Consider the following 17,224-nt stretch of genomic DNA (forward strand, 5'->3'; position numbering starts at 1 on the left):
AACCGTCGTCCGACGAACTAGGGAGCAAAGGTGTTCAGCGGCGCAGGTGGTGGGCTGGAGTTCCTTACCCTGATCGTGATGGCGATCATCATCTTCGGCCCGGACAAGCTGCCGAAGCTGATCCAGGACACCATGGGCTTCATCCGGAAGGTCCGTGCCTTCGCCGACACCGCGAAGGAGGACATCCGCAGCGAGCTCGGGCCCGAGTTCAAGGACTTCGAGTTCGAGGACCTCAACCCCAAGACCTTCGTCCGCAAGCAGCTGATGGGTGACACGCAGGACCCGCTGGGCCTGAAGGACATGAAGGAGTCGCTCGACATCCGCTCCGTCCTGGACGACAAGCCCGCGGCGCCGGTGAACGGCCGTGCGGGCAGCGTGAGTTTCGAGAAGGCCACCCCGGCGCCCGCCTCCGCCGGCGCCCCCCTGCAGCCCGGCGAGCGGCCCCCGTTCGACCCCGACGCCACCTGAGCCCACCGGGTGCGGGCCCGACGCCACCGCCCCGTCCTGCCGCCCGGCTGAGCGGGGCGGCGGCGTGTGCGCCGCTATTGTGCTGATTGTTCCCGCTGAGCCGTCCGTCACATCCGCGTCCACGCGGACCGGTAACGGCCCCCGGGAACGCCGAGGTACGCCACCATGGGAGCGCGCCACGGCAGGCACACGTGCGTTTGAGGAGGCCCGGGGATGGACGCGACGAGTCAGGCGGGAGGGGCGACGGCCACGGCCGGCAGCCCGGTGGTCGGCGGGCAGGCAGGCCCGGCGGACCCGCTGCTGCCCTACCTGTCCGCCGACTTCCCGTGGTACGGCCTGGACGACGGCTGGACCGGCCGCCGCTTCCTGATGCAGGCCGGCGCCGGCGGCACCCGCGCCGGGGCGGCCGGCGTCGACTACGGCACCCTCGGCCACGGCGACGAGCCGGCCAAGCAGTACGAGCCCCGCGACGTGCGGAAGTTCGCCGTCGTGGTCACCGTCGCCCGCCGGGACAGCCGCCGCAGCGCCGACAACACCGGCACGCTGGAGGCGACCTCCCCCTCCTCCGCGGCCTGGCTGGCCGGCTCCGGCCTGCTCGCCGCGACCTGGCCCGGCCAGCTGGACCGGATGCTGCGCCAGGACTGGCTGGACCAGCAGAGCACCCTCGCGTGGGACCTCGCCGACGACCTGGCCGGCCCCGGCTGGTCCACCCTGAGCCTGCCGGTCAACGGCCTGCCGCAGGCCTTCCGGTACCGCGAGTCCGAGTACGGCTGGGTGCTCGCGGGCGAGGCTCCCGGCGTGCTGCTCGGTGCCTTCGGCCGGGGCGTCAGCGCCTACGGCATCGGCTTCTCCACCGTCCCGGACCTGGGCTGCTACGCCCGGCCGTAACGGACGCGGATACGCCGAGGGCCCGGGTGGTGAGTCCACCCGGGCCCCGTTGCTCGCCCGCCCCCTCCGAGGAGGGACGGGTCAAGGCCTCAGAACTTGTTCTTGGGCGTCAGCCCGAGCGACATCCCCGACAGCCCGCGCTGGCGGCCGCCGAGCTTGCCGGCCACGGCGCGCAGGGCGGCGCCGGCCGGGGAGTCGGGGGCGGCGAGCACGACCGGACGGCCGTCGTCGCCGCCCTCGCGCAGCCGGACGTCGATCGGGATCGAGCCGAGCACCGGCACGGTCGCGCCGACGGTGCGGGTGAGCGCGTCCGCGACGGTCTGGCCGCCGCCGGTGCCGAACACGTCGATCATCTCGTCGCAGTGCGGGCACGGCATGCCGGACATGTTCTCGATCACGCCGACGATCTTCTGGTGGGTCTGCACCGCGATGGTGCCGGCCCGCTCGGCCACCTCGGCGGCGGCCATCTGCGGGGTGGTGACGATCAGGATCTCCGCGTTGGGGACCAGCTGCGCCACCGAGATCGCGATGTCGCCGGTGCCGGGCGGCAGGTCCAGCAGCAGCACGTCCAGGTCGCCCCACCACACGTCGGCGAGGAACTGCTGGAGCGCGCGGTGCAGCATCGGGCCGCGCCAGACCACCGGGGCGTTGCCCGGGGTGAACATGCCGATCGAGATGACCTTCACGCCGTTCGCCTGCGGCGGCATGATCATGTCCTGGACCTGGGTCGGCCGGCCCTCGACACCCAGCATGCGGGGCACGCTGTGGCCGTAGATGTCGGCGTCCACGACGGCGACCTTCAGCCCGTCCGCGGCCATCGCGGCGGCCAGGTTGACCGTCACCGAGGACTTGCCGACACCGCCCTTGCCGGAGGCGACGGCGTAGACGCGGGTCAGCGTGCCCGGCTTGGCGAACGGGATCTCCCGCTCGGGGGCGCCGCCGCGCAGCAGCTGGGAGAGCTCCTTGCGCTGCTCGTCGCTCATCACGTCGAGTTCGACCTCGACGCCGGTCACGCCGGCGACCTTGCCGACCGCCTCGCGGACCCGGGTGACGATGGTGTCGCGCATCGGACAGCCGGAGACGGTCAGGTACACCGCGACGCGCACCGCGCCGCCCTCGGCGATCTCGACCGATTTCACCATGCCGATCTCGGTGATCGGACGGTTGATCTCCGGGTCGTTGACGGTCGCCAGCGCCTGGCGTACGGAGTCCTCCGTGACGCCGGCCGCGACCTCTGTCTCGTTGGCCATGCCTTGATGGTACGGCGCCGGGCGAACTGCTTAACCGGCCGGTAGCGTGCCGCCGGTCACAAGGGCTCGGCGGCGTCCCGTCGTTCGTCGATCTCCTTGAGCAGCGACTGCAGCTCGGAGCGGATGAAATCGCGGGTGGCCACCTCGCCGAGCCCGTGCCGCAGGGCCGCGACCTCGCGGGCCAGGTACTCGGTGTCGGCGATGTTGCGGTCGCTGCGGGCCCGGTCCTGCTCCATGTTGACCCGGTCCCGGTTGTCCTGCCGGTTCTGCGCCAGCAGGATCAGCGGCGCCGCGTACGAGGCCTGCAGCGACAGTGCCAGGGTGAGGAAGATGAACGGGTACTCGTCGAAGCGGACACCGGCCGGCAGCAGGGTGTTCCACCCGATCCAGACCACGACGAACACCGTCATCCAGACGATGAACCGCCCGGTGCCGAGGAAGCGGGCGATCCGCTCCGACAGCACGCCGAAGGCCTCGGGGTCGTAGGACGGCAGGGTGATCAGGCCGGGGCGGGCGGTGCGCGGCTGGTCGAGCCGGGTGCGGTTGGAGCCGGTGATGGGGGAGGTCTCCAGGCGGTCCCGGCCGCCGCCCTCGCGGGCGCGCAGTTCGCGCAGCTGGCGCAGCTCCCGCAGCTCGCCCTGCAGGCGCCGGCGCGCGGAGTCGCTCGGCCGTCCGTTGCGGTCACCGTCCACCGTGCATCTCCTCTCTGTCGTCGTCCCCGGCGTGCAGCGCGGCGTCGCGCCAGTCGTCGGGCAGCAGGTGGTCGAGTACGTCGTCGACGGTCACCGCGCCGAGCAGGTGGTCGGCCTCGTCCACGACCGGCGCGGCCACCAGGTTGTACGTCGCCAGGTAGCTGGTGACCAGCGACAGCGGGGTGTCCGGCGGCAGCGCGTCCAGGTCGTCGTCCACCAGCTCGCCGACCAGGACGTACGGGGGCTCGCGCAGCAGCCGCTGGAAGTGCACCGCGCCCAGGTACTTGCCGGTGGGGGTCTCGTTCGGCGGCCGGCAGACGTACACCTGGGCGGCCAGCGCGGGCTTGTGGTCGCGGATCCGGATCCGGGCCAGCGCCTCGGCGACCGTCGCGTCCGGCTCCAGGACGATCGGCTCGGTGGTCATCAGACCGCCGGCGGTGTCCTCCTCGTAGGACAGCAGGCGGCGGACCGGCGCGGCCTCCTCGGGCTCCATCAGCCCGAGCAGCCGCTCGGCCTCGTCGCCGGGCAGCTCGGAGAGCAGGTCGGCGGCGTCGTCCGGGTCCATCGCCTCCAGGACGTCGGCCGCCCGCTCCTCCTGGAGCTTGCCGATGATCTCGACCTGGTCGTCCTCGGGCAGTTCCTCCAGGACGTCCGCGAGCCGCTCGTCGGGCAGCGCGGCGGCCACCTCGGCGCGGCGCTTGGCGGACAGGTGGTGCATCACGCTGGCGAGGTCGGCCGGGCGCAGCTGTTCGAAGGTGGCGAGCAGGTTGGCCGCGCCCTGGTCCTGCTCGGGCAGCGCGAAGCCGGTGACGTCCTGCCAGTCCAGGGTCAGCCGCTCGCCCTTGCCCTTGCGCAGCCGGGTGGCCCGGCCGACCTGGACGAAGACCTTGCTGATCTCCCACTCGCGCAGCCTGGTCTGCACCATGCCGACGTCCAGCACGGTGACGTCCTCACCGGTCTTGGACCAGGTGAGGGTGCGGTCCAGCAGCTCGCCGAGCACCAGGGTCTCGGACGGGCGCTGCTCGAAGCGGCGCAGGTTGATCAGTCCGGTGGTGAGCACCTGGCCGGACTCCAGGCTGGTCACCCTGGTCATCGGCAGGAAGATCCGGCGCCGGCCGACGACCTCGACCACCAGGCCGAGCACCCGCGGCGGGTGGCCGCCCAGGCGCAGCGAGACGACCACGTCGCGGACCCGCCCGACGTGGTCGCCGTTCGGGTCGAAGACCGCGATGGCGGAGAGATGGGAGATGAAGACCCGGGTGCCTGGCCCTGCCATGAACTCCCTCGACTCGCTCGACTCCGTCCGGCATGCGCACAGGGCGCACGTTCGGCCAAGGCTACCCGTGCGGCGTACGCCCGGCCCGGTGGGGCACATTAGCGACCGCAGGCGTACTGGGCGTGAACCTTCAGCGGCGCTTGAAGAGCAGTCTGGGCAGCCCGGCCGGGATCGGGCGGCGGGTGGTGGCCGGGGTGGGCATCGGCTGAGCGGCGTGCGAGCCGTCCGGCATCGCGCCAGGACGCTCGGTCAGCGCGCCGGCCGGCTGCAGCCGCAGCACCCGGCACTCGCGCGCCCAGCGCTCGGCGATCGCGTCGGTGTCGGGCGCGTTCAGCCGCTTGCCCTTGAGTTCCTCGACGGCGCCCAGCCAGGCCTCGCCGTTCGGCGCCAGCTCGACGACCTCGGCGTTCCAGCCGGTGAGCCGGCCGCCCTTGTCCTTGCTGCGCACGGTGATCACGGCCCCGGCGCCCGCGGTCAGGCCGTGCAGCGGCTGCTCGGCGCCCCCGCCGACCACCACCACCGCGCCGTCGTGCCAGGCGTGCCAGAGCGGGCGGGCCTGGGACTCGCCGTCCGCGCGCACCCACAGCAGCCCGGACTTCTTCGCGGCCTCCTCCAGCAGGGCCTGGTCGAGGAAGTCGTCGGCGGTCGTGGCGGCGGAGTTGCGGTCCATGGCGGACAGCGTACGGGCTTCCGGCCCCCGCCCGTCGGCCGGATGTCCACGGACGCCCCGCCGGATGTCCACGGACGCCCCGCCGGATGTCTCAGCCTCCGGGCGACAGTTCCATTAGCGGGCCACGGGCCTTACCGTATGACCGCCCCACCCCCGCGACCAGCGAAGGAGCGCCGTGCCCGCCGCCCGGCCCGCGACCGCCCCTGCCCCTGCCACCGCCGCCGACCCGCGGCCCGCGCAGCCGCTCCCCACCCTCGACCTGCTGCTGCTCGCCGTCTCGATCGGCGGCATCTCCTTCTCCGGCCCGCTGATCTCCGCCACCGCCGCACCCGCACTGGCCATCGCCTTCTGGCGCAACGTCATGTCGGTCGGCGTCCTCGGCCCGTACGCGCTGCTGCGCCACCGCGCCGAACTGCGCGGGATCGGCCGGCGGGCGCTGCTGCTCGCGATCGCCGCCGGGGCGCTGCTCGCGGTGCACTTCGCGCTCTGGATGCCCAGCCTGCGGATGACCTCGGTCGCCTCCGCCACCGCCCTGGTCACCACCACGCCGCTGTGGACGATCCTGCTGATGCGGCTGTTCGGCGTCCGCGCGCCGCGGATGGTCTGGCTCGGCACCGTCGTCGCCTTCGCCGGTGTGCTGGTCCTGACCGGCGTGGACCTCTCGATGTCCCCGCGCGCGCTGCTCGGCGACGCGCTCGCCCTCGCCGCGGGCCTGGCCGCGGCCGGATACATGCTGCTGGGCGCCGAGGTCCGCAAGACCGTCAGCACCACCGCGTACACCCTGGTCTGCTACACCACCACGGCGGTCGGCCTGCTGGCGATCTGCCTGGTCACCGGGACGCGGCTGTCCGGCTGGTCGGCCGGGGCCTGGTGGCAGATCGTGCTGCTGATGGTCACCGCGCAGCTGCTCGGGCACTCGCTGAGCAACCGGGTGGTGCTGGGCCTCGGCCCGTCGATCACCTCCACCGCGATCCTGCTGGAGACCCCGGGCGCGGCCCTGATCGCCGCCCTGTGGCTCGGCCAGTGGCCCCCGGCGGCCGCCTACCCGGCGGTGGTGCTGATCCTGCTCGGCCTGGTCCTGGTCGCCCGCGGCGGGCGCAGGTAGCGGCTACAGCCAGCCGTTGCGGCGGAAGCCCCGGTACATCCCCACGCAGATCAGCGCGATCGCGCCGAGCACCATCGGATAGCCGTACTCGAACTTCAGCTCCGGCATGACCTCGAAGTTCATGCCGTACACGCCGGTGATCATGGTGGGCACGGCGAAGATCGCCGCCCAGGCGGTGATCTTCCGCATGTCCTCGTTCTGCGCCACCGACACCTGCGCCAGGTTCGCCTGCAGCAGCGAGTTCAGCAGCTCGTCGAAGCCGTGCACCTGCTCGGCGACCCGGGCCAGGTGGTCGGCGACGTCCCGGAAGTACTTCTGCATGTCCGGGTCCACCAGCCGCTGCAGCGGCTCGGACAGCTGCTGCACCGGGCGCAGCAGCGGCACCACCGCGCGCTTGAACTCCAGCACCTCGCGCTTGAGTTGGTACACCCGGCCGACGTCCGCGCTGCGCGCGCCCTTGGCCGAGAAGACGCCGTACTCGATCTCGTCCACGTCGTTCTGCAGCCGCTCGGCGACCAGCAGGTAGTTGTCCACCACGTGGTCGGCGATCGCGTGCAGCACCGCGGCCGGGCCCTTGGCGAGCAGCCCGGCCTCGTCCGCGTCCGCCTCCAGCCGGTGCCGCAGCTCCTGCAGCGAACCGTGGCCGCCGTGCCGCACCGTGATCACGAAGTCCCGCCCGGCGAAGACCATCAGCTCGCCGGTCTCCACCACCTCGCTGGTGGGCGTGAGTTGGTCGTGCTCGACGTAGCGGATCGTCTTGAAGACGGCGAACAGGACGTCGTCGTAGCGCTCCACCTTGGGCCGCTGGTGCGCGTGCACCGCGTCCTCCACCGCGAGCGGGTGCAGGCCGAAGCGCTGGGCGATGCCCTCGAACTCGTCCTCGGTCGGCTCGTGCAGCCCGATCCAGCTGAACGACCCCGAACTGTCCGGGAGTTGGTGCGCCGCCTTGACCCGGTGGGCGGCCTCGCGCGGGCTGCAGGTCTCGCCGCTGCGCCGGCCGTGCTGGTAGACCGCGCAGTCCACGACCGCCGAGCCGCTGCCCTCCGGCACGGCGTCGTACGCGCCGGTGGCGCCCCGGCGGCGGTTGGTGCGGACGGCGGCACGCAGGCTGTTGATCATCGACATGACAGGCTCCCTGGGACAGGAGCCGTCGCACGGCGGCGCGGAAGGGCCGCGGGCAGGGCCGTGGTGCGACGGCGCGGAACACCGGTGAAGGGGGTGAGGGTGCTCTCCCGGCCGGTCCGTCCGCCACCGATCCGCGCCCGGGCCACTACGGCTGGATCAGCCGCCGTGGCCTGCGGGGCGAGGGGTGCGGGGAAGTCGGGGCCGGGCAGAGCTGCCGGTACTGCATGGTCGGCCGGTATCCACCGCAACCACCTCCTTCGCGCCGCCGCCCCGGGACGAAAGATCCCGGTGGCCAGTCGCTCACCCTAACAGCTGACCGAGCATCGGCGCCCGGCGGTTTCCGGGGCGTTCGCCCCTACGCCCCCGCGCGGACGCGACAACCGCGCGGGTTACGCTCACCGGCATGGCGCACGACTTCCCGTCCTTCGGCGACCCCCACGGCGGCAGCTCCCCGGAACTCTCCCGGGAGGCGGTGCTGGCCGCCGTCGAGGCCCGGCTGATCACCACCTTCGGCGAGCCGAGCGGACGCGCCGCCGTCACCTTCCTCGGCACCGACCGGATCGAGGTGCTGCGCTTCGGCCCGGACGCCGAGGGCCTGGTCCGCTACGCGACGCTGGGGATGTCCGCCGCCCCGATGGCCGACCCGACCGCGCTGGTCGCCGACCAGGTGCGCGGACCGCGCGCCGAACTGGTGCTGACGGTGCGCGGCGGCCGCGACGGCGTGTTGCGCAGCCTCGCCACCTTCGCCGCGACCCCGCAGGTCGAGGGCCTGGTGGTGGCCCCGGGCGGTTCGCTGGACCTCGGCGCCCCGCTCTGGGACGGCGCCCCGTTCACCTCGGTGCTGGCCGCCGAGCCGGGCGGCCTGGTCGAGGACCTGGAACTGGCCGAGCCCGCCGAGCCGGTGCGCTTCCTGCCGCTGCTGCCGATGACGCCCAACGAGGCGGGCTGGAAGCGGGTGCACGGCGCGGCCGCGCTCCAGGAGCGCTGGCTGAACCAGGGCACCGACCTGCGCGACCCGCAGCGGCGGGGCGTCAAGCTCGACTGACCTTCGGGCGCCGGCCGGGCCCCGGGGAGCCGTCCTCCGGGAGGGGCGTATGGCCCTGCAGGCGCGCCCTCGCCGCGCTCCGGTACGCCGGAGCGCGGCCCCACACGCCGTCAGCGCGCGATCGGCTTCGCCCCGGTCGCCTGGGCGAGCAGCGCCTCGTACACCTCCGGGTCGGTGGTGTGCTCGCCGAGCCGGACGGTCTTGCGGCCGCCGTGGTAGTCGCTGGAGCCGGTGACCAGCAGGCCGAGCTCGCCCGCCAGGCCGCGCAGCCGCTGCCTGGTCTCCTCGTCGTGGTCGGTGTGGTCGACCTCCAGCGCGGCCAGTCCGGCCGCCGCGAGGTCGGCGATCACCTGGTCGGAGACCGTCCGGCCGCGCTTGACCGCGCCGGGGTGGGCGAACACCGGCACCCCGCCGGCGGCCCGCACCAGCCGGACCGCCTCCACCGGGTCGGTCTCGTGCTTGCGGACGTCCGCCCGGCCGCCGTTGGCCAGCCAGTCCGGGGTGAAGGCGTCCGAGACGGTGGTCACCACGCCCGCCTCGACCAGCGCGCTGGCGATGTGCGGCCGCCCGACCGAGCCGGTCCCGGCGATCCGCCGCACCTGCTCCCAGCTGATGTCCGCCCCGAGCTCCCGGCAGCGCTCGACGATCGCCCGTCCGCGCCGGAACCGGTCGGTGCGCACCAGCTCCCGCTCGCGCGCGAACCCCGGCTCCTCCGGGTCGAACAGGTACGCCAGCAGGTGCATGCTGACGTCGTCCACCACGCAGGACAGCTCGGCGCCCGGGACGACGGTCAGCCGGGTGCCGTCCGGCAGCGCGTGCACCGCGTCGGCGGCCTCGGCGTGGCCGGCGACGGTGTCGTGGTCGGTCAGCGCGACCACGTCGAGGCCGGCGGCGACCGCCGCCGCGACCAGCTCGGCCGGGCTGTCGGTGCCGTCGGAGGCGTTGCTGTGGGCGTGCAGGTCGATGCGCACGGGGCGGACTCCTGGAAGTTGGCTGCCGCCCAGGATAGGCCGTCCGGCTGTCCGGGGGGTCAGCCCAGCAGTCGGGGGGAGAGCGCCCCGCAGGGCAGCAGGTCCAGTTCGGCCCCGGCCTCGCGCAGATCGGTGAGCACCAGTTCGTCGTACATCACCAGGGCGGACTGCTCGGGCCAGGCGACCGCCCAGAGCCAGAGCCCGCGGGCCTCGCCGGCGAACACCGCGCGGTCGGCCGGGGCGTCCGGGACGTGGAACATCGGGGTGGGCCGCCCGGCGGCCATCAGCTTGGCGTCGGCCGGCTTGTACAGGCCGACCGAGTCGCCCGGGTCCGGCCCCGGGAGTCCGGCGTAGCGGGCGCCGAGCCCGACCCCGAGCTCCTCGGCGACCAGCACCAGTTCGCCGAAGCCGCCGAGCGGGGCGGGCCCGGAGCAGGCGACGGCGGTGGCCCGGGCGCCCGAGACGTCGTCGCCGACGTGGGCGATGCCGGTGTAGAGCCAGCCGACCGGGAGCGGCCAGGGCAGCCAGACGGGGACCTGCGAGCGGGCGACGGCGACACCCAGGGCTTCCACGCTCGGGGGCAGCACGGGCTGCATCGGGTGCACGGCTCCGTGCCGGTCGCATTGCCAGGTGTCCGAAAAAAGACCGGGGGCGCGGACCCGACCGGCGCACCTCGGGCAGCTTGGCTCGCCCCTCATAGCCGACAACGCTCCTCCCTCCGGACCGCCGCGTCAAGGACGATCACCCGTACGGACGGCTCGGCGGCACCTGTCGGTGCTGGACGCCCGGCCGGCGCGGGTGGGGTGCGGCGCGGGCGGCGGCTCCCGTTGGGGGATGTCCCGTGGCGGGTGGCGGCAAACGTCCCGGGGTGCGGGGCGGGTCCGGGGCCGGACGCACTGACGCCCCGTCATCGGCGGTCGCGGTGACGGGGCGTCAGTCGGGTATCGGTACGTCCGGATCGGACGCTCCCGGCTCGTCGGCGGCGGGTGAGGCCTCCCGGTCGGAGGCGCCGCGCTGGGTCAGACGGTCGGGCACGGGCGGATGAGCAGGCGTTCGCCGGTGCGGGCGGCGTCCTGGACGAGCTCGCGGACGGTCTCGGCGTCGGCGATCACGCGGTCGGTCGCGGAGCCGTTGGCGTCGTCCAGTCGGAGGATCTCGAAGCGCATGGGCTTGGTCATGGGCGTCTCCTTTCCGGGCCCCGACGTGCGGGGCGATTGCGGCTGAGTGGGTATCAGCCCTTTCGGGGTCTTCCGGATCCGGCGCTGAAGCCGGACCGGGCGGGTCGTGCGTGCGGCGGTCTGCTGCGGCAAGGGCTCCCCCTGCTTGCCTGGTGCGTCCAATGCCTCGTGAACCACGGTGTCGTGGCGGTGCTACTGGGCCGTTGCCCGTCCGTAACGTCCAGGTTTCGGCTGATCGGTACCCGGGTGCGGGCCGGCGATGATTCCCGGACAGAATCAAAGATTACCGTAACTAACGAATTTTGTCCTGCGCTGAGACCGGTCGAACTTCCGGAAGTGGTAGAGACCACTTCGATGGGATCGGGGTGCGGGGGGCGCCGCTCAGGCCCAGAACGCGGCCAGTGCCCCGGCCGTGGCGGCCGGCTGCTCGGCGTTGGGGGAGTGGCCCGCGCCCGCGACGACCACCCGGTGGGCGCCCAGCCGCTCCGCCATGCCGCTCTGCTCCGGCACCGGCCAGGCGTAGTCCCGCTCCCCGGACAGCACCAGCACCGGCAGCGCCCCGGCGGTCACCGCGGCCAGCTCGTCCACCCGGTCCGGCGCGGCCACCAGGTGTCCGCCGGTGACGGCCAGCGCCCGCGGCACATTGGCCACCCAGCGGCGGTGCAGGAACTCCGCGACGGCCGGCTCCAGGACGGGCTTCGGCTCCCCGCTGCTCTCGTCCATCTGCCGCATCACCTGCCAGATCTCCTCCAGGCTCAGCACCGGAAGGACGTCCAGCAGCAGCTTGGTCCGGGCCGCCTCGGCCGGGTCGATCGCCCCCGGGCCGGTGGCCATCAGAGTCAGCGAACGCCACGGCAGGGGGCCCTCGGCGGCCGCCGCGAGCACCGCCTCCCGGACCACCTGGCCGCCGAAGGAGTGCCCCAGCAGGTGCACCGGGCCGTCCTGCGCCAGCGCCTCGGTCAGCGCCCGGACGTCGGCGCCCAGCGCGTCGACGGCGTACGCCGCGGCGTCGTCCGGCCCGCCGGTCTCGTACTGGCCCCGCTGGTCCACGGCCGTCACCCGGTACCCGGCGGCCGCCAGCGGTTCGAGCAGCGCGATGAAGTCCTCCTTGCTGCCCGTGAACCCCGGCACCAGCAGCGCCGACCCGCGCACCGGCCCGGCCGGCTCCGCCCGCAACGCCGCGAACTCCCCGCGCGCGGTCACCACACGCTCCGCCCGGGCACAGCCGGGCAGGGTCAGGAACGGCGGAGTACTCATGAACGGATTCCCTCCCGCGACAGGCGACGACCCGAGCCTATGCCGTCCCGGCACCCCGCCCCGCCAGCCGGGATGCCCGTGGCGTGGCTGGTGGGGGCAGCCGGGGCACCTCCGGGAGGCGGTGCCGCCGCCCTGCGCAGCGGCCGGCGGCGGAAACGCCGAGGGGGCGGCCCGGCCTGGTGTGGCCCGGGCCGCCCCCTCGGGGGTGGGGTGCGTCAGCCCTCCGGAGTGGTCTCCGGGGTGGCCGCGGTCTTGCGGGTGCGGGTGCGCTTGCGCGGCGCGGGCACCTCGGCGGCCGGGGCCTCGGTGGCCGGGGCCTCCGGGGCGGTCTCGGCGACGGCCTTGGGCTTGCGGGTGCGGGTCCGGGTGGCCGGCTTCTCCTCGGCCGGGGCCTCGGTCGCCGGAGCGGCCTCGACGGTCTCGGCCTCGGCCTTGGGCTTGCGGGTCCGGGTGCGCGTCGCGGGCTTCTTCTCGGCCGGGGCCTCGGCGGGAGCCTCGGTCACGGCGGTGGCCTCGACGGCCTCCGCCTCGGCCTTGGGCTTGCGGGTGCGGGTCCGGGTGGCCGGCTTCTCCTCGACGGGAGCCTCGGCCACGGCGGCGGCCTCGACGGCCTCCGCCTTCGGCTTGCGGGCGCGGGTCCGGCGCGGCTTCTCCTCGGCCACCGGCTCCGCCGCGACCACGGCCGCCTCGACGACCGCGGCAGCCTCGGCCACGACCTCGGCCGCCGCCGCGGCGCTCTCGCCCGCCGCGGCGCCACCGCGCGAGCGGCGGCGACGGCGGCGCGGAGCGGTGTCGCCCTCGGCGCCCTCGACGGCCGGGGCCGCCTCGGTCACCGCGGTGGCGACAGCGGCCTCGCCCTCGGCGACCTCCGAGCCACGGCGGGTGCGGCGGCGCTCACGGGTGCGGCGCGGCTTCTCCTCCGCCGCCGGGGTCTCGACGGCCGGGCGGCCCGAGCCGCTGCGCCCGCCGCGGGCACCGCGGCCGGAGCGGGCGCCCCGTCCGCCGGTCTCGCCGAGGTCCTCGACCTCCTCCGCGCCGAGGCCGGCACGGGTGCGCTCCGAGCGGGGCAGGACGCCCTTGGTGCCCGGCGCGATCTTCAGGAGCTCGTAGAGGTGCGGCGAGGTGGAGTAGGTCTCCTCCGGCTCGTTGAACGGCAGGTCCAGCGCCTTGTTGATCAGCTGCCAGCGCGGGATGTCGTCCCAGTCGACCAGGGTGACGGCGGTGCCGGAGGCGCCGGCCCGGCCGGTGCGGCCGATCCGGTGCAGGTAGGTCTTCTCGTCCTCGGGGCACTGGTAGTTGATGACGTGGGTGACGCCCTCGACGTCGATGCCGCGGGCGGCCACGTCGGTGCAGACCAGCACGTCGACCTTGCCGTTGCGGAAGGCGCGCAGCGCCTGCTCGCGGGCGCCCTGACCGAGGTCGCCGTGGACGGCGCCGGCCGCGAAGCCGCGCTGGGTCAGCTGGTCCGACACGTCGGCGGCGGTGCGCTTGGTGCGGCAGAAGATCATCGCGAGCCCGCGGCCGTCGGCCTGCAGGATGCGCGAGACCATCTCGACCTTGTCCAGCGAGTGGGCGCGGAAGATGTGCTGCTCGATGTTGGCGACGGTCGCGCCGGTGTCGTCCGGGGCGGCGGCCCGGATGTGCGTCGGCTGGCTCATGTACCGGCGGGCGAGGTTGATGACCTGGCCCGGCATGGTGGCCGAGAACAGCAGGGTCTGCCGCTTGGCCGGCAGCATGGTGATGATCTTCTCGACGTCGGGCAGGAAGCCCAGGTCGAGCATCTCGTCGGCCTCGTCCAGGACCAGCGCGCGGACCTTGGAGAGGTTGAGCTTCTTCTGCCCGGCCAGGTCGAGCAGGCGGCCCGGGGTGCCGACGACGATGTCGACGCCCTTGGTGAGCGCCTCGACCTGCGGCTCGTACGCCCGGCCGCCGTAGACGGCGAGGACGCGCACGTTGCGGACCTTGCCGGCGGTCTGCAGGTCGTTGGTGACCTGGGTGCACAGCTCGCGGGTCGGGACGACGATCAGCGCCTGCGGGAAGTCGGAGAGCTGCTCCTCGGAGGCCCGGCCGGCGTCCACGTCGGCGCGCACGACGGCTCGCTCGATCAGCGGGAGGCCGAAGCCGAGGGTCTTGCCGGTGCCGGTCTTGGCCTGGCCGATGACGTCGTGGCCGGTCAGCGCGACCGGCAGGGTCATCTCCTGGATGGGGAACGGGTGGACGATGCCGACGGCCTCCAGGGCCTCGGCGGTCTCCGGGAGGATTCCCAGCTCTCGGAACGTCGTCTTGATGGGTTCAGCGGTGGTGGACAGGGTGCTGCCTCTTCCGTGTGGAGGGGCCGAGAGCGAGCGGCGGGCGGGCGGGCGCGCGGCTGCGTACGGACCTGGACGGTCCTGAAACAGCTGCGCGGACGCACAACCGCGCCGGTCCCTGCGGCCGGCCGGTGCGCGCGGCCCGATGGCGGGGCGCGTCGCCGGCGGCGTCGGGGAGGATTCCCGTGAGGGACCTGCGCGGGACCTCCGCCAGGTGGGCGTGGTCTCGGCGGCCCTCGCTCGGCCACTGATGCGGTGCCAAGGCTTGAAGTCCAAGCCATGGTCGGAGCCGATCGGCTCTCCGACCGGGCATCCGCGTACGTGAGTACCCGTGCCTCCGATGCGGACACGTCCGAGGGGACGGCGCCGCTGGGGAGCGGGCTTGCGCGGGACACCGAGACGGCGGTGACACCGTGCGAGCACGACGGGGCTCCGTACCACCATACAGTCAGGCGACGACTCGAACACGTGACGCGTGTGACATTGCCCCCCGGCGACCGGCCCGCGACCGGCCGATCCGGCAGGTCACCCGGCGTCGCCCCGCGGGCGGGAGTACGAGGACAGGCCTTAGGGTGGCGGGTCATGGAGACCCATGGTGAGACGCAGGACGGCGCCGGCTCGATCGGCGACTGGGCCACGTGCTCGGCCGAGCCGGGCTACCGCGCGGCGGTGCTGGACCTGCTCGGCGCGCTCGCGTACGGCGAACTGAGCGCCTTCGAGCGGCTCGCCGAGGATGCCAAGCTGGCGCCCGACCTCGCCGACAAGGCGGCCCTGGCCCGGATGGCCTCCGCCGAGTTCCAGCACTACCAGCGGCTGCACGACCGGCTCGCCGAGATCGGCGCCGACCCGCAGGAGGCGATGCGCCCCTTCGTCGAGCCGCTGGAGCTGTTCCACCGGATGACGGCGCCCTCGGACTGGCTGGAGGGCCTGGTCAAGGCCTACGTCGGCGACGCCATCGCGACCGACTTCTACCGCGAGGTCGCCGTCCGGCTGGACGACGACACCCGCGAGCTGGTCCTCGGCGTCATGTCCGACACCGGCCACGGCCAGTTCGCCGTCGACAAGGTCCGCCAGGCCATCGAGGCCGACCCGCGGGCCGGCGGACGCCTCGCCCTGTGGGGCCGGCGGCTGATGGGCGAGGCGCTCAGCCAGGCCCAGCGGGTCGTCGCCGAGCGGGACGCGCTGTCCAACCTGCTGGTCGGCGGTGTCCACGTGAAGGGCTTCGACCTGGTCGAGGTCGGCAAGATGTTCAACCGGATCACCGAGGCGCACACCAAGCGGATGGCCGCCCTCGGCCTGGCCTCCTAGGACCCGAAGACCGGCGCCGGGCCCCGCCCTCAGGCCGGCCGGTGCCGCCGCGGAGCGCGGTGGGCGCCGGCCCGGTGCGGGTGGTGCCGGTGCGCCGGGGCCCGCCCGGCGGCCAGGTCCGGCCGGGCCAGCAGCGAGGTGAGCACACCCGCGGCCAGTGCCGAGAACGCCACCGCGACCACCGGGTGGCGCCCGTCCAGGCAGAAGTGCGCGACCACCCCGCCGAGCAGTGCCGCCGCCAGCGCCGTCCCCACCACCGTCAGGCGGGAGGCCCGGAAGTACGCCGGCAGGCCCAGCAGCGCGGTCGCGGCCGCGACCAGGCCGACCAGCGCGAAGACGAGTGATTCGACCAGCAAGGCGGCCTCCCGGGGGGACGGGCGTACGGCACCGGAGCCGTCCCTGTCGCCGTACCCCCGCCGATCCGTCCGTACACACGACGGTGCCCCGCTCCCTGGGGGAACGGGGCACCGGACAGACCGTGCTCGGGCGGCGCCTCAGAGGGTGCCGAAACCGACCTTGCGGGCGGCCTGCTCGCCGATCTCCACGTACGCCAGGCGCTCGGCCGGGACGATGACGCGGCGGCCGTGCTCGTCGGTGAGCGAGAAGAGCTTGGTGGAGCCCTCCAGCGCCTTCGCGACCGCGCTCTCGACCTCATCGGCAGTCTGCGAGCTCTCGATCACGATCTCGCGCGGCGCGTTCTGCACGCCGATCTTGACCTCCACGGATTCCGTCCCTCCGGGGTTGCAGCCTCCACGCGCGGGCACCGGACCGCCTGGAACAAGCGTTCGCGACGACCGCGCCGTACGGCTTCACCATAGAGCACCCGATCACCGCCCCGGCGAAGGTCAGCGGATCGTCAGCGCTGAGCGGAACCCTCCGCCCCGAGGTCGCCCGGGTGCATCGGGAAGCCCTTCAGGCCCCGCCACGCCAGACTGGCGACCAGTCGCACCGCCTCGTCGCGCGGGATCTCCAGGCCCTGGGACAGCCAGTACCGGGCGGTGATCTGGGCCAGGCCGCAGACCCCGGCGGCCAGCAGCTTGGACTCCGCCTCCGGCAGGTCGGTGTCCTCCTGGATCACCTTGCTGACCAGCGTCGCGCTCGCCTCGGACGCCCGCTCCACCCGCTCGCGCACGGCCGGCTCGTTCGTCAGGTCCGACTCGAACACCAGCCGGAAGGCGCCCGACTCACTGGAGACGTAGTTGAAGTACGCCTCCATCGTCGCGGCCACCCGCAGCTTGTTGTCGGTGGTCGTGCCCAGCGCCTCGCGGGTCGACTCGACCAGCGCGTCGCAGTGCTTGTCCAGCAGCGCCAGGTAGAGCTCCAGCTTCCCGGGGAAGTGCTGGTACAGCACCGGCTTGCTCACCCCGGCGCGGTCGGCGATGTCGTCCATGGCGGCCGCGTGGTACCCCTGCGCGACGAACACCTCCTGGGCGGCACCGAGCAGTTGTTCACGGCGGGCGCTTCGCGGCAGGCGGGCACCGCGCGGGCGCTCCTGCGCCTCCTGGATGGCCGTCACGGCGCTCCTCACTTCGGGGTTTCTCGGGGGCTGGCAAGAGGGTCGATTCTACTTTTCGGTAACCGTGCCCGCGTTCGGCGAAGGCGAGAAAAGCTGCCCGGTCCCCTTGTCAGGAGCCCACAATACGGCGCTGACCTCGGCCTCGGCAGTGGTGTGACAAGGGACG

Annotated in this window: 18 protein-coding genes; 5 read left to right on the plus strand and 13 right to left on the minus strand. The window is 73.9% G+C overall.

Annotation, left to right across the window (positions count from 1 at the left end):
- Nucleotides 1-30 precede the first annotated feature (30 nt).
- Nucleotides 31-468 (plus strand): sec-independent translocase, encoded by a 438-nt coding sequence (locus ACIG5E_RS08550; protein WP_396532439.1) that lies wholly within the window; start codon nucleotides 31-33, stop codon nucleotides 466-468.
- Nucleotides 469-681: 213 nt separating this feature from the next.
- Nucleotides 682-1,356 (plus strand): hypothetical protein, encoded by a 675-nt coding sequence (locus tag ACIG5E_RS08555; protein ID WP_396532440.1) that lies wholly within the window; start codon nucleotides 682-684, stop codon nucleotides 1,354-1,356.
- An 89-nt stretch (nucleotides 1,357-1,445) separates the two neighbouring features.
- On the opposite strand, the gene ACIG5E_RS08560 is transcribed toward ACIG5E_RS08555, so the two are convergent.
- The 4 genes from ACIG5E_RS08560 to ACIG5E_RS08575 form a co-directional block, all read right to left on the minus strand.
- Nucleotides 1,446-2,606 (minus strand): Mrp/NBP35 family ATP-binding protein, encoded by a 1,161-nt coding sequence (locus ACIG5E_RS08560; RefSeq protein ID WP_396532441.1) that lies wholly within the window; start codon nucleotides 2,604-2,606, stop codon nucleotides 1,446-1,448.
- Nucleotides 2,607-2,662: 56 nt separating this feature from the next.
- Nucleotides 2,663-3,211 (minus strand): DUF1003 domain-containing protein, encoded by a 549-nt coding sequence (locus tag ACIG5E_RS08565; RefSeq protein WP_396532528.1) that lies wholly within the window; start codon nucleotides 3,209-3,211, stop codon nucleotides 2,663-2,665.
- 76 nt (nucleotides 3,212-3,287) lie between these two features.
- Nucleotides 3,288-4,574, minus strand: a complete 1,287-nt coding sequence (locus ACIG5E_RS08570; RefSeq protein ID WP_396532442.1) for a magnesium transporter MgtE N-terminal domain-containing protein — start codon at nucleotides 4,572-4,574, stop codon at nucleotides 3,288-3,290.
- A 130-nt stretch (nucleotides 4,575-4,704) separates the two neighbouring features.
- Nucleotides 4,705-5,244, minus strand: a complete 540-nt coding sequence (locus ACIG5E_RS08575) for a hypothetical protein (protein WP_396532443.1) — start codon at nucleotides 5,242-5,244, stop codon at nucleotides 4,705-4,707.
- A 175-nt stretch (nucleotides 5,245-5,419) separates the two neighbouring features.
- On the opposite strand from ACIG5E_RS08575, the gene ACIG5E_RS08580 reads away from it, so the two are divergent.
- Complete coding sequence (locus ACIG5E_RS08580; RefSeq protein WP_396532444.1) at nucleotides 5,420-6,349, plus strand: DMT family transporter; 930 nt, start codon at nucleotides 5,420-5,422, stop codon at nucleotides 6,347-6,349.
- Between the two features lie 3 nt (nucleotides 6,350-6,352).
- Here ACIG5E_RS08580 and corA read toward each other — a convergent pair whose 3' ends face one another.
- Nucleotides 6,353-7,474 carry a magnesium/cobalt transporter CorA gene (gene corA, locus ACIG5E_RS08585; protein WP_396532445.1) on the minus strand — a complete coding sequence of 374 codons (1,122 nt, stop codon included), beginning with the start codon at nucleotides 7,472-7,474 and terminating at the stop codon, nucleotides 6,353-6,355.
- A 403-nt stretch (nucleotides 7,475-7,877) separates the two neighbouring features.
- Here corA and ACIG5E_RS08590 point away from each other — a divergent pair, with 403 nt between their 5' ends.
- Nucleotides 7,878-8,519, plus strand: a complete 642-nt coding sequence (locus ACIG5E_RS08590) for a suppressor of fused domain protein (RefSeq protein WP_396532446.1) — start codon at nucleotides 7,878-7,880, stop codon at nucleotides 8,517-8,519.
- A gap of 110 nt (nucleotides 8,520-8,629) precedes the next feature.
- Here ACIG5E_RS08590 and ACIG5E_RS08595 read toward each other — a convergent pair whose 3' ends face one another.
- The 5 genes from ACIG5E_RS08595 to ACIG5E_RS08615 all read right to left on the minus strand — a co-directional run bounded on the left by ACIG5E_RS08595 (nucleotide 8,630) and on the right by ACIG5E_RS08615 (nucleotide 14,120).
- Nucleotides 8,630-9,490, minus strand: a complete 861-nt coding sequence (locus tag ACIG5E_RS08595) for a PHP domain-containing protein (protein WP_396532447.1) — start codon at nucleotides 9,488-9,490, stop codon at nucleotides 8,630-8,632.
- Between the two features lie 59 nt (nucleotides 9,491-9,549).
- Nucleotides 9,550-10,188, minus strand: coding sequence for a DUF6758 family protein (locus ACIG5E_RS08600; RefSeq protein ID WP_396532448.1), 639 nt, complete (start codon nucleotides 10,186-10,188; stop codon nucleotides 9,550-9,552).
- Between the two features lie 321 nt (nucleotides 10,189-10,509).
- Nucleotides 10,510-10,668 carry a hypothetical protein gene (locus ACIG5E_RS08605; RefSeq protein ID WP_188305309.1) on the minus strand — a complete coding sequence of 53 codons (159 nt, stop codon included), beginning with the start codon at nucleotides 10,666-10,668 and terminating at the stop codon, nucleotides 10,510-10,512.
- Between the two features lie 381 nt (nucleotides 10,669-11,049).
- Nucleotides 11,050-11,925 (minus strand): alpha/beta fold hydrolase, encoded by an 876-nt coding sequence (locus ACIG5E_RS08610; RefSeq protein WP_396532449.1) that lies wholly within the window; start codon nucleotides 11,923-11,925, stop codon nucleotides 11,050-11,052.
- A gap of 215 nt (nucleotides 11,926-12,140) precedes the next feature.
- On the minus strand, nucleotides 12,141-14,120 hold the full coding sequence (locus ACIG5E_RS08615) for a DEAD/DEAH box helicase (protein WP_396532450.1): 1,980 nt from the start codon (nucleotides 14,118-14,120) through the stop codon (nucleotides 12,141-12,143).
- 696 nt (nucleotides 14,121-14,816) lie between these two features.
- Between ACIG5E_RS08615 and ACIG5E_RS08620 the strand changes: the two genes are divergently transcribed.
- Nucleotides 14,817-15,542, plus strand: a complete 726-nt coding sequence (locus ACIG5E_RS08620) for a ferritin-like fold-containing protein (protein ID WP_396243541.1) — start codon at nucleotides 14,817-14,819, stop codon at nucleotides 15,540-15,542.
- A 29-nt stretch (nucleotides 15,543-15,571) separates the two neighbouring features.
- Here ACIG5E_RS08620 and ACIG5E_RS08625 read toward each other — a convergent pair whose 3' ends face one another.
- The 3 genes from ACIG5E_RS08625 to ACIG5E_RS08635 all read right to left on the minus strand — a co-directional run bounded on the left by ACIG5E_RS08625 (nucleotide 15,572) and on the right by ACIG5E_RS08635 (nucleotide 17,058).
- On the minus strand, nucleotides 15,572-15,898 hold the full coding sequence (locus ACIG5E_RS08625) for a hypothetical protein (protein ID WP_396532451.1): 327 nt from the start codon (nucleotides 15,896-15,898) through the stop codon (nucleotides 15,572-15,574).
- 138 nt (nucleotides 15,899-16,036) lie between these two features.
- Complete coding sequence (locus tag ACIG5E_RS08630; RefSeq protein WP_270144341.1) at nucleotides 16,037-16,264, minus strand: DUF3107 domain-containing protein; 228 nt, start codon at nucleotides 16,262-16,264, stop codon at nucleotides 16,037-16,039.
- 134 nt (nucleotides 16,265-16,398) lie between these two features.
- Nucleotides 16,399-17,058 carry a TetR/AcrR family transcriptional regulator gene (locus tag ACIG5E_RS08635; protein WP_396532452.1) on the minus strand — a complete coding sequence of 220 codons (660 nt, stop codon included), beginning with the start codon at nucleotides 17,056-17,058 and terminating at the stop codon, nucleotides 16,399-16,401.
- Between the last annotated feature and the right edge of the window lie 166 nt (nucleotides 17,059-17,224).

Origin of the sequence: Kitasatospora sp. NPDC053057, assembly GCF_044546945.1 — a bacterium.
Taxonomy (GTDB): domain Bacteria; phylum Actinomycetota; class Actinomycetes; order Streptomycetales; family Streptomycetaceae; genus Kitasatospora.

Excerpts from the sequence above, each read along its gene's own strand:
- ACIG5E_RS08555 (WP_396532440.1), top strand. The coding sequence starts at position 682 with ATGGACGCGACGAGTCAGGCGGGAGGGGCGACGGCCACGGCCGGCAGC.
- ACIG5E_RS08560 (WP_396532441.1), bottom strand. The coding sequence starts at position 2,606 with ATGGCCAACGAGACAGAGGTCGCGGCCGGCGTCACGGAGGACTCCGTA.
- ACIG5E_RS08570 (WP_396532442.1), bottom strand. The coding sequence starts at position 4,574 with ATGGCAGGGCCAGGCACCCGGGTCTTCATCTCCCATCTCTCCGCCATC.
- ACIG5E_RS08575 (WP_396532443.1), bottom strand. The coding sequence starts at position 5,244 with ATGGACCGCAACTCCGCCGCCACGACCGCCGACGACTTCCTCGACCAG.
- corA (WP_396532445.1), bottom strand. The coding sequence starts at position 7,474 with ATGTCGATGATCAACAGCCTGCGTGCCGCCGTCCGCACCAACCGCCGC.
- ACIG5E_RS08590 (WP_396532446.1), top strand. The coding sequence starts at position 7,878 with ATGGCGCACGACTTCCCGTCCTTCGGCGACCCCCACGGCGGCAGCTCC.
- ACIG5E_RS08600 (WP_396532448.1), bottom strand. The coding sequence starts at position 10,188 with ATGAGGGGCGAGCCAAGCTGCCCGAGGTGCGCCGGTCGGGTCCGCGCC.
- ACIG5E_RS08605 (WP_188305309.1), bottom strand. The coding sequence starts at position 10,668 with ATGACCAAGCCCATGCGCTTCGAGATCCTCCGACTGGACGACGCCAAC.
- ACIG5E_RS08610 (WP_396532449.1), bottom strand. The coding sequence starts at position 11,925 with ATGAGTACTCCGCCGTTCCTGACCCTGCCCGGCTGTGCCCGGGCGGAG.
- ACIG5E_RS08615 (WP_396532450.1), bottom strand. The coding sequence starts at position 14,120 with ATGACCCTGCCGGTCGCGCTGACCGGCCACGACGTCATCGGCCAGGCC.
- ACIG5E_RS08620 (WP_396243541.1), top strand. The coding sequence starts at position 14,817 with ATGGAGACCCATGGTGAGACGCAGGACGGCGCCGGCTCGATCGGCGAC.